This window comes from Amycolatopsis sp. NPDC041971, from assembly GCF_055588925.1.
Map to the genome: position 1 here is coordinate 67118 of NZ_JBVJCE010000014.1, position 12751 is coordinate 79868.

At 69.7% G+C, this 12751-nt stretch carries 10 protein-coding genes; 6 read left to right on the forward strand and 4 right to left on the reverse strand.

Going from position 1 to position 12751, the window contains the following annotated elements; all coding sequences use genetic code 11:
* Nucleotide 1: 1 nt before the first annotated feature.
* Both ACZ6DT_RS25945 and ACZ6DT_RS25950 read right to left on the reverse strand, forming a co-directional pair.
* Entirely contained in the window at nt 2–1006 is a 1005-nt protein-coding gene (locus ACZ6DT_RS25945) for a winged helix-turn-helix domain-containing protein (RefSeq protein ID WP_465599774.1), read from the reverse strand.
* A gap of 54 nt (nt 1007–1060) precedes the next feature.
* Nucleotides 1061–2239: a glycoside hydrolase family 88/105 protein gene (locus ACZ6DT_RS25950; protein WP_465599776.1), complete on the reverse strand. Its 1179-nt coding sequence runs from the start codon at nt 2237–2239 to the stop codon at nt 1061–1063.
* Nucleotides 2240–2516: 277 nt separating this feature from the next.
* On the opposite strand from ACZ6DT_RS25950, the gene folP reads away from it, so the two are divergent.
* Nucleotides 2517–3383, forward strand: a complete 867-nt coding sequence (folP, locus tag ACZ6DT_RS25955) for a dihydropteroate synthase (protein WP_465599778.1) — start codon at nt 2517–2519, stop codon at nt 3381–3383.
* 192 nt (nt 3384–3575) lie between these two features.
* Here the strand turns inward: folP and ACZ6DT_RS25960 are convergent, their stop codons facing one another.
* Nucleotides 3576–5096: a sensor histidine kinase gene (locus ACZ6DT_RS25960; protein ID WP_465600049.1), complete on the reverse strand. Its 1521-nt coding sequence runs from the start codon at nt 5094–5096 to the stop codon at nt 3576–3578.
* 215 nt (nt 5097–5311) lie between these two features.
* On the opposite strand from ACZ6DT_RS25960, the gene ACZ6DT_RS25965 reads away from it, so the two are divergent.
* From ACZ6DT_RS25965 to ACZ6DT_RS25980, 4 genes are all read left to right on the forward strand, one after another.
* The gene (locus ACZ6DT_RS25965; protein ID WP_465599780.1) at nt 5312–6370 is read left to right on the forward strand and encodes an ABC transporter substrate-binding protein; all 1059 of its coding nucleotides are present in this window, start codon (nt 5312–5314) and stop codon (nt 6368–6370) included.
* Between the two features lie 16 nt (nt 6371–6386).
* Nucleotides 6387–7169, forward strand: coding sequence for an ABC transporter ATP-binding protein (locus ACZ6DT_RS25970; RefSeq protein ID WP_034323110.1), 783 nt, complete (start codon nt 6387–6389; stop codon nt 7167–7169).
* Nucleotides 7156–8049 carry an ABC transporter permease gene (locus tag ACZ6DT_RS25975; protein WP_465599782.1) on the forward strand — a complete coding sequence of 298 codons (894 nt, stop codon included), beginning with the start codon at nt 7156–7158 and terminating at the stop codon, nt 8047–8049. The genes ACZ6DT_RS25970 and ACZ6DT_RS25975 overlap by 14 nt, the downstream gene beginning before the upstream one ends.
* A 248-nt stretch (nt 8050–8297) precedes the next feature.
* Nucleotides 8298–9230: an acyl-ACP desaturase gene (locus ACZ6DT_RS25980; RefSeq protein WP_465599784.1), complete on the forward strand. Its 933-nt coding sequence runs from the start codon at nt 8298–8300 to the stop codon at nt 9228–9230.
* A gap of 247 nt (nt 9231–9477) precedes the next feature.
* Here the strand turns inward: ACZ6DT_RS25980 and ACZ6DT_RS25985 are convergent, their stop codons facing one another.
* Nucleotides 9478–11124, reverse strand: a complete 1647-nt coding sequence (locus tag ACZ6DT_RS25985) for a DEAD/DEAH box helicase (protein ID WP_465599786.1) — start codon at nt 11122–11124, stop codon at nt 9478–9480.
* Nucleotides 11125–11399: 275 nt separating this feature from the next.
* Between ACZ6DT_RS25985 and ACZ6DT_RS25990 the strand changes: the two genes are divergently transcribed.
* Nucleotides 11400–12737 carry a serine hydrolase domain-containing protein gene (locus ACZ6DT_RS25990; protein WP_465599788.1) on the forward strand — a complete coding sequence of 446 codons (1338 nt, stop codon included), beginning with the start codon at nt 11400–11402 and terminating at the stop codon, nt 12735–12737.
* The last annotated feature ends 14 nt before the right edge of the window (nt 12738–12751 follow it).

A 12751-nucleotide genomic window follows, 5' to 3' on the forward strand; every position in this document is an offset into this window, starting at 1 on the left:
GTCAGGAGAGCAGGTCCACCAGCGCGTCACCGCGAGGTGTCCGGACGACGAGGACGACCTGACCCTCGCGGTGCCGCTGGATCAGCCCGGCCGAGACGAGCTGTTCGCAGTGGTAGGTCGCGGTGCTGGCGGCGCATGACAGCAGATTCGCGATCTCGCCCATCCGGGCGGGTTTTCCCAGATACCGCAACAGTTTCGCGCGGTGGGCGCCGACCACGAGGTCGAGCCCTTCGACACCGGGCGCCGGTTCGGGCCTGCCGTTGCCGAGCAGGCCGTCCAGCCCCGGCAGCGGGTAGCCGATCCAGATGGCGTCCTCTTCGTCGAAGTTGGACACCACCGAGCGGGCGCCCGCGAGCATCGGGACGAGGATCAGTTTGCGGCCACGCGTGGTGTACCGCGCCGGCTCGGCGTCGGGCAGCAGCAGACAGCCGTTGCCGAACCGGAAATGGGGCCGCAGCAGGCCGATCACCGCGTCGGTCCCGCCTCGGACGGAGGCGACGCCGATACGTTCGATTTCGCGGTCGAGCAGGGGACGGGCCTTGGTCCAGAGGCTTTCCGTCGCCACTCTGGTCGCGGTGAAGGCGTCCGCGAGCGAGGCGACCCAGCGTCTCGGATGGTCGGCGGCCTGCCGCCACTGCGCGGGCAACCGATCGCCGAAGACCTCTTCGAGGCCTTTCAGGACGTCGGTTTCCGTCAGGTCGCGCAGCATTTCCGCCTGGGCGGCGGCGGAAGAGTCCTCGCCGGGGCTGATCGGGACGATGAAATCCGGCTGGACCGAGGTGCCCCGGCGGGCGAGCGCGCTCGCCGCGAGGTATCCCTGTTCGGGGATCGCCGAACCCACCTGACGGCGCCAGGCGGCGGGCAGTCCTCGGTCGTACCCGCCGACGACCTCGACGAGCATCGAAATCAGCGAAACGTGCGGGGAAACCGTCACCCCGATCGGGATCGTGCTGGTGTCACCGAGTTCGAGCCGGGTATAAGAAGCCGGGGGCGGCGTCTCGCGCATCCGGTCGTCCCTCCTGGGAGTGGGCGTCGCAGCACGCGATGTTAGCGCCTCCGGTCAATACCCGGCACTGTCCCGGAAACCCCATTGCTCATTCATGATGAGGAACGCGCCGAGACCGTGGAAATCGTTGGTATTGCGTTTGCGCGCGTAGTAATACGCGGTGTCGCCGACATTGGTGCCTTCGGAGATGTTCCGGATATCGGTCAAGCCGTCGGCTCCGGTCGAAACCTGGGACAGGACCCCGCGATGACCTTTCGCCGCCACGGGTCCGTACTCCGCGCCGATGTAGCGGCGCTCCACCGCTCGGGAGAGCAGGAAGGTGTACATCGCCGAAGCCGAGGTCTCCAGCCAGTTGTCCTTGTCACCGCCGCGGTCGACGACCTGGAACCAGCGCCCGGAGGTCCGGTCCTGCCAGCGGGTGTAGCCCGCCGCGAGGAACTTGACGACGTCGACGAGCCGCTTTCGTCGCGGATGGTCGCGGGGCAGGATCTCGAGCAGATCGATGGCCGTCATCCCGAGCCAGCCGATCGCGCGGCCCCAGTGGTACTTCGAATGCCGTCCGGCGCCCGACGCCCACGGTTCGGAGCCGTCCTCGTCGTAGGCGTGGTAGAGCAGGCCCTTGGCGGGCTCCTTGAGCCGGTCGAAGTAGACGCTGACGTTCTTCGCGGCCTCTTCGTAGCAGTAGGCCGTGTCGCCGAAGGTCTTGCCGTACAGGGCGAGGAACGGCTGTGCCATGTACACGCCGTCCGCCCACAACTGCCCGACCTTGCTCGTGGCGTGGAACATCCCGCCGTCGGACGTCCGCGGATAGGACGGGAACCGACTACGCAGCTGGTCCGCCGCGGTCTTGTACTTTTCCTGCCCGGTTTCGTTGTACAGCAAGGGGAACATCTGCCCGGAGCGCATCGCGTCCAGGTTGGTGAAGCCGTTGGATATCCCGCTCTCGGTGACGAACCGGTCGTACCAGGCGAGGATGTAGTCGAGATAGGACTTCTCGCGGGTGCGCCGGTACACCAAATACTGGCCGTAGAGGTAGAGGCCGCGGGTGTAGCCCCAACCGCCGAGGGTGGCCGGGGTGAAGCGTTCCATCGTCGAGTCGACGATCGCCCGCGACCAGTCCACCGGCGCCGCGGTGGCCACGCCGGGCAGGGCGAACGCGCCGAGGGCGCCCGCGGTCCCCGCCAGTACCGCGCGCCGGGAAAGTCGTGCCGCGTGAAGAGGATCCGATGACATTCGAGGTCCTTCCTGCACCAGGGACCGGGGAATGAGTGGCCGGGAGGCCGATCCGCCGTCCGACGGCATCCCGACCAGCCGCGGGGGGCGACCGGGTCGCCGGGCTGAACTTCCTTGCGGGACAACGTCTACTCGCGTGTTCGTCGGTGAGTCAAGAGAGATCCGATCTCTTACGTCATATATCAGATACGTCACTCGAACGGGCGCTCCCGGTGTCCGGGACGGTCCCGCTGGGCGGCACCCTTCGCGAAACCTTCCGCTCGCCTACGATCGGTGCGTGAACGAGCTGACCTTCCGCGGGCGCCGCGTCGCCCGAGACCGAGCCCTGGTCATGGCGATCGTCAACCGTACCCCCGATTCCTTCTACGACAAGGGTGCGACCTTCTCGGATCCGGACGCGCTCGCGGCCGTCGCCAGGGCGGTGGAGGACGGCGCCGACATCGTCGACATCGGCGGGGTCAAGGCCGGACCCGGTGCGGCGGTCGACGTCGAGGAAGAGATCCGACGGGTGGTCCCGTTCGTCGAGCGGATCCGCGAACTGCACCCCGACCTGGTGATCAGCGTCGACACCTGGCGCCACGAGGTGGGCAGGCGTTCGGCGGAGGCCGGCGCTGACCTGATCAACGACACCTGGGCGGGAGCGGATCCGGAACTGGCCGAGGTCGCCGCGGAGTTCGGCACCGGTTACGTCTGCTCGCACACCGGTAACGCCGTCCCGCGCACCCGCCCGTTCCGGGTGCACTATCCGGACGTCGTCGCGGACGTCGTCGCGGAGACGACGGCGCACGCCGCGGCGGTCGTGGCGCTCGGTGTCCCGCGTGAGGGGGTGCTGATCGACCCGACCCACGACTTCGGCAAGAACACGTGGCACAGCCTGGCGCTGCTGCGGCACGCGCGGGAACTGGCCGATACGGGCTGGCCGGTGCTGATGGCACTGTCCAATAAGGACTTCGTCGGGGAGACGCTCGGCGTCGAGCTCGCCGAGCGGGTCGACGGGACCCTCGCCGCGACGGCCTGGGCGGCGGCCGAGGGGGCGAAGGTGTTCCGGGTGCACGAGGTCAGGCGTACCCGGCAGGTGCTGGAGATGGTCGCGTCGATCCAGGGGGTGCGCCCGCCCGCGCGCGCGATCCGCGGGCTGGCCTGACTCCGGCGAATGGCGACATTCGCGTGTCCGGACACGGGACACGCGTGATCGAAGCCGGAACTCGCGTGTTTGGAGAGCGCACACGCGAGTTCCGGCTTCAATCACGTGAGATCCGGCTTCAATCACGTGAGTTCCGGCTTCAATCACGTGAGTTCCGGCTGGAGGCACGCGTCTTCCGGCCGGGCACACGCGTCAGCCGTCCAACGGGATGGCGGCCGAAACCGTGGTGCCCGAGCCGGGTTCGCTCGCGACGGTCAGCTCGCCGCCGAGCGCCCGGACCCGGTCGCGGAGGCCGTGCAGTCCGGAGCCGCCGTCGATGTCGGCCGCGCCGGTGCCGTCGTCGTGGACGTCCACGCGCAGGCCGTCCTCCTCGACCCGGATGCACACGCGGACCTCGCGCGCTTGCGCGTGTTTCAAGGCGTTGGTGACCGCTTCCGAGACGACGAAGTACGCCGTCGCCTCGACGGCGCCGCTGAGCCGCGGCACGTCCGCCCCGTCGAGGTCGACGGCGAGCGGCACCCGGTCCAGCAGTGACCGGACCGCGGGGATCAACCCGGCCTCGGTGAGAATCGCGGGCCGGAGTCCGCGCGCGAGTTCACGCAGTTCGGTGATGGTGGCCTGGAGTTCGTCGATCGTGCCGGTCAGCAGGGCCGAGACCGGCGGGGTGAGGTCGCTCCCGAGCCGCCGTCCCGCCATTCTCAGCAGCAGCACGACACTGACCAGCCGTTGCTGGGCCCCGTCGTGCAGGTCCCGTTCGAGACGTCGCCGCTCGTCGTCGGCGGCGGCCACGATGCGAGCACGGGACGCCTGGACTTCGACGAGACGCTCCTCCAGTTCCGCGGCGAGCCGCTGGTTGTCCAGCACCAGCCCGGCGGCGGCGTTGAGCGCGTCGATCGACCGGCTGTCCTTCCACACCTCGTCGTCCTGCACGAGCGCGGCCAGGCCGGAACCGTCGCGTTCCAGCAGGAGCCGGATCATCTCCGCGTTGCCGACCCGCGCCCGCAGCACCCCGATCAGGAAGGTCAACGGCCACAGGCAGAACGAGATCCGGTAGACGTCCAGCAACGGTTCGGAGAACGGATGCGCGGAGCCGAGCGCGCTGCCGACCGTGGTGCTCACCGCGCCGACCACCGCGATCGCGACGACGGGGGAGAGCAACCGTCGCTGCGGAAGCCGTCCGGCGAGCCAGCGGTAGAGCAGCACCGCCAGCACCCCGGCGCCGATCAGCGCGCCGACCAGTTCCAGCAGCCGTTTGACCAGCTGCTCGGCCTCTGGTGAGGCGGCGACCGCGGCGAGGTTCTTCGGATCGTCGTTGACCAGCAGGCCGAGCACCGCCGCGCCGAAGACCATGGCGTACGCGGAAAGGACGAGCACGCGTTCCCAGCGGGACCGGAGCTTCCCGTGCGGGAAGACGACCACGAGATGGGCGATCACCGGACTGGACGCGGCGGTCAGCGCCAAGCCGACGGTGTGCGCGAGCGGTTCGTCGGCGAACTGCAGGTCCTCGGCGAACAACGCGAGCCCGGCGAGTGCGATCAGCAGGCCGATGGGGTTCGAAGCGCGGCGCACGTGCGCGACGGCGCCGGCGAGGAGGAAGAGGAACCCGGTCGTGGAAGAGAGGGTGGTGTCGAGCACGGTGTGCGTGCCGTCGGCGATCTTGAGCGTCGTCGCCACGACACCCATGCCGATACCGGCGGTCAGCACGCCCGCCATCGCGACGGTTCGAGGGTGCTTCACCACTAAGCGTGATTCGCCCGTTCGGGCCGAACCGTTACACCGGTCCTGAAATGTGGAACAGGTGTTCCGCCTGGTGTCAAGGATTCTCGGCATCTTTCCCGTCATTCGGATGGCGATGCAGGCATGTGGGTGGACATGCGACTCTCGCGCCACCACCCGAGCCGAGTCGTATCCCCGAAAGGCGACCTTCCGTGCGCACCCACCACAGACCCCGCTTGCTGGCCGCGGCCTTCGCCGCCTTGACCTTGGCCGGCGGGGTCGTGGGATGTTCGCGTGCCGATCGGGGCACCGAAGTGGAGCAGAAGAGCCAGGGCGCCGCGGCCGAGGTGCGCGTCGGGTACTTCCCCAACGTGACGCACGCGCCCGCGCTGATCGGGGCCAAGAACGGCTTCTTCGCCAAGGAACTCGGTTCGACGAAGCTCACCACCCAGACGTTCAACGCCGGCCCCGAAGAGGTCAACGCGCTGCTCGGCGACTCGCTCGACATCGCCTTCATCGGCTCCGGCCCGGCCATCAACGCCTTCACCAAGTCCAAGGGCGCCATCCAGCTGGTCGCCGGCGCGGTCAGCGGTGGCGCGCAGCTGGTGGTGAAGCCGGAGATCGCCGCGCCGGAGCAGCTCACCGGCAAGAACATCGCGACTCCGTCGCTGGCGAACACCCAGGACGTCGCGCTCAAGAAGTTCGTCGCCGAGAAGAAGCTGGCGGGAGTCAAGGTCACCAACCTCGACAACCCGAAGACGTTCGACGCCTTCAAGAAGGGCGAACTCGACGGCGGCTGGCTGCCGGAGCCGTGGTCCTCGCGGCTCGTGCTGGACGCGGGCGCGAAGGTCCTCCTGGACGAGAAGACCCTGTGGCCGGAAGGCAAGTTCCCCACCACGGTCGTGATCGTCCGCAGTGAGTTCCTGCAGCGGCATCCGGAGACCGTCACCGCCGTCCTCAAGGGTGAACTCGCCGCCATCGACTGGGCGAAGACCAACCCCGCCGAGGCGAAGAAGGTGGTCAACGGAGAACTCAAGACGCTCGCGGGCAGCACACTGAGCGAGGCCGTTCTCGACCGTGCGTTCTCCGGCATCGAACTGGGCATCGATCCGGTGGCGTCGACCTTCACCCAGCTCGCGCGGGACTCGGTGACCGCGGGCGTGGTGAAGTCCGCGGTGGACCTCAAGGGGTTCGCCGATTTCGGCCCGCTCAACGCCGTGCTCGAAGAGCAGGGCAAGCCCGGCGTGAACGCGCCAGGGCTGACGAAGTGACCGGAGGGGATCAGCGATGACGACCACCTTGGAGCCCGGCCTGTCCACCGGTGTCGCCGTGCGGCTCGACGGGGTCCGGAAGGCTTTCGGGCCGACCGGTCGCGCCGTCGTCGCCCTCGACGGGATGGACCTGACGGTCGCCCCCGGCGAGTTCGTCTGCCTCCTCGGCGCCTCCGGCTGCGGCAAGAGCACGCTGCTGAACCTGGTCGCCGGCCTCGACCGGCCGACGTCGGGCTCGATCACCCTCGAGACCTCCCGGCCCGCGGTCATGTTCCAGGAGGCCGCGCTGATGCCGTGGCTGACCGCGGCCCGCAACGTGGAACTGCCGCTGCGGCTCGCCGGTTTCGGCCGGTCCGAGCGCCGCGCGAAGGCGGCCGAACTGCTCGAACTCGTCCGCCTCGGCGGCGCGGGCGACAAGCGGCCGCACGAGTTGTCCGGTGGGATGCGGCAGCGCGTCGCGCTCGCCAGGGCACTGGCCGCGACCCTGCGTGTCGGCGGCGACCCGGAGCAGTCACTGCTGCTGATGGACGAGCCGTTCGCCGCGCTCGACGCCATCACCCGCGACGTCCTCCAGGGTGAACTGCTCCGCGTCTACCGCAGCACCGGCACGTCGGTGCTGTTCGTGACCCACGATGTCCGAGAGGCCGTCCGGCTCGGCCAGCGGGTCGTGCTGCTCTCGTCGCGGCCGGGCCGGGTCGTGCGCGAATGGCGCGACGTCCAGGCCTCCGACGCCGAAGAGCTGACCTTGGAGATCACCGGTCACCTCCGGGAGGTGATCAGTACCCATGCCGCGGCTTGACCGCCCTGACACAGCGGCGGAGGAGGCGGACGAGGCCGTCGGCGCGGGACTCGACTCGCTCGACACCCCCACCGGGGAGCGCCGGGAAAGCCGGGGAAAGCGGTTCCTGCGAGGCTTCGTGCCGCCGTTGGTCTTCCTGGCGTTGCTGGTCGTGCTGTGGCAGGCGCTGTGGGCGGCCGCGTTCTGGCCGGAGTCGATGCTGCCCGCGCCGCTCGCGGTCTGGGACGAACTCGCCGGCATCACCGTCGACGGTGAGATCTTCGAATTCGTCTGGACGTCGGTGCACCGCGCCGCGCTGGGCTTCCTGATCGGCGTGGTCATCGGGACCCCGCTCGGCCTGCTGGTGGCGAAGGTCCGTCTCGTCCGCGCCGCCGTCGGGCCGTTCCTGACCGGGCTGCAAAGCCTTCCGTCGGTGGCCTGGGTACCCGCGGCGATCCTGTGGTTCGGGCTGAACGACGCCTCGATCTACTTCGTCGTCCTGCTGGGTTCGGTCCCTTCGATCGCCAACGGCCTCGTCGCCGGCATCGACCAGATCCCGCCGATCCTCCCGCGCGTCGGCCAGGTGATGGGGGCGAACCGGCTCTCGTCGGCCCGGTACATCCTGCTGCCCGCCGCGCTGCCCGGTTTCCTGGCCGGGCTCAAACAGGGCTGGGCGTTCTCGTGGCGTTCGCTGATGGCCGCCGAGCTGATCGCGCTGTCCCCGGCGCTGGGCAAGGGGCTCGGCGCGTACCTCAACGAAGGCTCGTCCTTCAACAGCATGGAAGGCGTGATCTCGGCGATCTTCCTGATCCTGCTGGTCGGCGTCGGCATCGAATTGATCGTGTTCCGGCCGCTGGAGCGTTCGGTCCTGCGTGCTCGTGGTCTCACCGCGTCCCTTTAGGACTTTGGTCAGGCTCGGATGCGGAGCGGCCGTACGGGAAGTGGACGCGGGCGCGGTGGGGTGACAAGCGGCCGGCGATCGTCGGCGAACGCGATGACTACAACCTCGAGAAGATCGCCGCGCGGCCGCCGAAGCTCGCGGCCGTCCCCGGCTCCCGAGCGTTCACCTGCCGGCGGTGGCAAACCTACGGCACCGTAAGTTACGGTGTCGTAGGTAGGCGTTTTCCGTACCCTGGAAGGACGAGACGCATGACGGTCCCCGAAAGCACCCGGCTGATGCTCGAGCTGGAGGGAACGGTCGAGGAAAACCTCAACCGGCACCTCTCGGTCGCCAAGGAATGGATGCCGCACGAGTACGTGCCGTGGAGCGAAGGCAAGAACTTCGCCGAACTGGGCGGCGAGCCGTGGGATCCCGAGCAGTCACGGGTGTCGCCCATCGCGCGGACCTCGCTGGAGGTCAACCTCCTCACCGAGGACAACCTGCCGAGCTACCACCGCGAGATCGAGCGGGCGTTCGGCCGCGACGGCGCGTGGGGCACGTGGGTGCATCGCTGGACGGCCGAGGAGGGCCGCCACGGCATCTGCATCCGTGACTACCTGCTGGTGACGCGCGCGGTGGACCCGGTCGAGCTGGAGCGGGCGAGGATGCAGACCATGCAGGCGGGATACGACAGCGGCGACAAGGCATTGCTGAACGTCTTCGCGTACGTGTCGTTCCAGGAACTGGCGACGCGGCTTTCCCATCGCAACACCGGGAAGTACACGCAGGATCCGTTGTGCGAGAAGCTGCTCTCGCGGGTCGCGATGGACGAGAACCTGCACATGGTCTTCTACCGGAATCTGGTGCAGGCCTCGCTGGAGCTTTCACCCGACGCGATGATGCGCGCCATCACCGACGAGGTCGTCCAGTTCCAGATGCCGGGCGCGGTGATCCCGAGCTTCGTGCGGAAGGCCGCGTTGATCGCGAAGGCGGGCATCTACGACCTGCGGATCCACCACGACGAGGTGATCTGGCCGTTGCTGCGGCAGTGGAAGATCTTCGAGCTCGAAGGGCTCGGCGAGGTGGGGGAGAAGGCGCGGGACGAACTCGACCAGTTCCTGAAGGCCCTCGACACCCAGGCCTCGCGCTTCGAAGAGCGTCGCGCCGCCTCAGAAGCCCGCGCCGCCGCCCGACGCACGTGATCCGCCCCTAATCACGCGAGCTCCGCCTCCGGTCACGCGAGTTCCGTCCCTAATCACGCGAGTTCCGTCCCTAATCACGCGAGTTCCGCCTCCGGTCACGCCAAGTCGGACTCGCCGATGCCGGGATGGAAGCCGGAACTCGCGTGACGGAAGGCGGAACTCGCGTGATTGCAGGCGGAACTCGCGTGATGGAAGGCGGAACTCGCGTGACGGCCGCCGGATCACGCGTGACGGCCGTCGGGGAGAACTAGCGCGAGCGGCGCGAGCCGGCGCGGGTTCCCGAGGAGAACGCGGCGGCACCGCCCCGGCGAGCCGGAGCCCCACCGGACTGGGCCTTACCCGCGCCGGAAGCCCGGCGCGGCTGGGAGTCGGCGGCACCGCGACGAGCCTGGCCGCCCTTGGGCGCGCCTTCGCGACGTCCGGTGGGCTCGGCCGCGCGACGGCCGCCCTGACCGGCGGGGGCGCCGCCACGGCGATCGCCCTCAACGCGCGGCTGACGCGAACGGCCTTCCGACGAGCCACCGCGACGCGCGCCGCCACCGGAAGCACCCCGGCCGCCACCGGAAGCACCCCTGCCACCGGCGGAGGGGCCCCGGCCGCGACCGGCGCGGCTACCACGGCCATGGCCTGCCGGACGGTCTTCGTCCTCGCCCCCGATGGCCTGACCGCTGGCGCTGACCTTCTTCGGGCGCGTGTCCACGATCGGCCGCCGCGGTGACGCGGTGAACGAACGCTCGCCGGGCGCCAGCTCCGACAGCAGCGGGTGGCCGGGGCCGAGCTGCGTCGTGGTCGGCTTGATGCCCGCCTTGCGCGTGAGGTCGCGGACGTCACGGACCTGCTCGTCGGTCATGAGGGTGACGACGGTGCCGGACGCCCCGGCCCGCGCGGTCCGGCCGGACCGGTGCAGGTACGCCTTGTGCTCGACCGGCGGGTCGGCGTGGATGACCAGTGTGACGTCGTCGACGTGGATACCGCGGGCGGCGATGTCGGTCGCGACCAGCGTCTTCGCGGCGCCCGAAGAGAACGCCTCCAGGTTGCGTGTCCGCGCGGTCTGGCCGAGGTTGCCGTGCAGTTCGACCGCCGGCACGCCGGAGGCCATGAGCTTGCGCGTCAGCTGCTTGGCGCGGTGCTTCGTCCGGGTGAACACCAGCGTGCGGCCGGGCGCGGCGGTGAGGTCGATCAGCACCTGCAGCCGGTGGGTCTCCTCCAGGTGCAGCACGTGGTGCTGCATGGTCGAGACCGGCGACTGCGCCGAGTCGACGCTGTGCGTGACCGGGTTGTGCATGAAGCGCTTCACCAGCACGTCGACGCCCGCGTCGAGGGTCGCGGAGAACAGCAGCCGCTGGCCGCGCTCCGGGGTCTCGGCCATGATGCGCCGGACGTCGGGCAGGAAGCCGAGGTCGGCCATGTGGTCGGCCTCGTCCAGGACGGTGACCTCGATGTTGTCGAGCTTCACCTCGCCCGAACGCATGTGGTCGGCGAGCCGGCCGGGGCAGGCGACGACGATGTCGACGCCGTCACGCAGCCGGGTGATCTGCGGGTTGGGGCTGACGCCGCCGAAGATGGTGGTGACCTTGAGGCCGAGCGGCTTGGCCAGCGGCAGGAACGACGCCTCGATCTGGGTGGCCAGTTCGCGGGTCGGCGCCAGGACCAGCGCGCGCGGGCGGCCGGGGCGGCGCCGGGTCGGGCCGGCGGCGAGCCGGGCGAGGACGGGCAGCACGAAGCCGTACGTCTTGCCGGAGCCGGTGCGGCCGCGGCCGAGGACGTCGCGGCCTGCCAGCGAATGCGGCAGCGTGGCGGCCTGGATGGGGAACGGGCTGGTGACGCCCTGTTCGGCGAGCGAGTCCACGAGGGTCTTGGGCAGGCCGAGTTCGGTGAAAGTAGGTGTGCTCATAAGCGTGTGGGCACAGGTGCGCCCTGGTATCTCCGTAAGGATAGGAAGGGTTGTCCTGCCCGGCGCAGACCTCGGGGGGCCGCGGCGCGTGGTCCTCGACAACGAAACGCGGCCCGAGGCAGAACTGAGCGGACCGCGCTGTCCAGTGTACTGGGTCGTGATCTCTCCGGCTACGTGATATCGCCCGCACCGGTCCGGTGATGTTCGTCGGTTCGTACGAGCCGGGCGCGGTGCCGCGGTGAAACGCTGGTCCGACCGGACGAAAGGGGACACGGGTGTCGAACGTCCAGGATCTGCGAGGCGTGCTCGACGAGGAGGCGCGCGGGGCGGGTGTCCCGGGAGCCGTGGTGGGGGTGACGCACCGCGGCGAGGAGTCGGTGTTCGCCACCGGAGTGTCCAGTGTGGACACCGGGCTTCCGGTCGATCCCGGCACCCTGTTCATGATCGGCTCCACCAGCAAGACCTTCGCCGCGGCCGCCGTGCTGGCCCTGGTCGAAGACGGTGCGCTGGACCTGGACAGGCCGGTCGTCGAGTACCTTCCCGATCTCTCGCTGGCGGATCCGGTGGCGCGGCGGACGGTGACCCTGCGGCATCTGCTCACCCACTCGGCCGGGTTCCTCGGCGACGTGGACTTCACCACCGGGTGGGGTGACGACGCGTTGGCTCTCGCGATCGCGAAGTTCGGCGACCTGCCGCAGAACTTCCCGCCCGGCGAGGTGTTCTCCTACTGCAACGCCGGATTCCAGCTGGCCGGACGGGTCGTCGAGGTGGTGGCGGGCGAATCCTTCGAGGACGTGGTCCGCGCCCGGCTGCTCGAGCCGCTGGGCATGACCGAGTCGTATTACCTGCCGTGGGAGGTGCTCACGCGGCGTCACGCCGTCGGGCACGTGCTGCGCGACGGCGAACCGGCGGTCGAGCACACCGTGGGCCTCACCCGTGCGGACAGCGCGAGCGGCGGACTGTGGTCGACGGCGGGCGACCAGCTGAAATGGGCCCGGTTCTTCCTGACCGGTGAGGCCGAAGGCAAGCCGCCGCTCAGCGAAGCCGCCCGCGACCTCATGCGCGCGCCGCAGCGCAAGGCCGCGTTGCGGTTCGAAGAGGTCGGGCTGAGCTGGCTGCACACGACCCACGGCGCCGCCCGGCTGGTCCGGCACGGCGGCAACGTGAGCAATCTGCAGCTGTCGGAGTTCGTGACCCTCCCGGACGAGGACTTCGCCGTCACGGTGCTGACCAACAGCGCGGGCGGGTCCGCGCTGGGTGCGAAGATCGTCGACTGGTGCTTGGAGACGCTGGTCGGGCTGCCTCCGCTCGCGAGTCCGCCGCCGGTAGCCCAGCCGGACCTCGCCGAGTACCTCGGCCGCTACCAGACCGGTGACCTGGCCTTCGTGGTCAGCGACCGTGACGGCGCGCTGTGGGCTCAGCTGGTCGCCGACGTCGAGGGCTTCCCCTCGCCGCCGCCGTTCCAGGCCGTCTTCGTGGCCGGCGACGCGATCGCCCCGGCGGCGGACACCCGCAAGCCCACCGCGCGTTTCCTGCGGAACGACCACGGGGAGGTGACTTCGATCGAGTTCGGTGGCCGGACGGCGAAGCGGGGCGCTACGGTTACCGAGTAGTAACTTCGGCTGAT

Excerpts from the sequence above, each read along its gene's own strand:
- ACZ6DT_RS25945 (WP_465599774.1), bottom strand. The coding sequence starts at position 1,006 with ATGCGCGAGACGCCGCCCCCGGCTTCTTATACCCGGCTCGAACTCGGT.
- ACZ6DT_RS25950 (WP_465599776.1), bottom strand. The coding sequence starts at position 2,239 with ATGTCATCGGATCCTCTTCACGCGGCACGACTTTCCCGGCGCGCGGTA.
- ACZ6DT_RS25960 (WP_465600049.1), bottom strand. The coding sequence starts at position 5,096 with ATGGCGGGCGTGCTGACCGCCGGTATCGGCATGGGTGTCGTGGCGACG.
- ACZ6DT_RS25970 (WP_034323110.1), top strand. The coding sequence starts at position 6,387 with ATGACGACCACCTTGGAGCCCGGCCTGTCCACCGGTGTCGCCGTGCGG.
- ACZ6DT_RS25975 (WP_465599782.1), top strand. The coding sequence starts at position 7,156 with ATGCCGCGGCTTGACCGCCCTGACACAGCGGCGGAGGAGGCGGACGAG.
- ACZ6DT_RS25980 (WP_465599784.1), top strand. The coding sequence starts at position 8,298 with ATGACGGTCCCCGAAAGCACCCGGCTGATGCTCGAGCTGGAGGGAACG.
- ACZ6DT_RS25985 (WP_465599786.1), bottom strand. The coding sequence starts at position 11,124 with ATGAGCACACCTACTTTCACCGAACTCGGCCTGCCCAAGACCCTCGTG.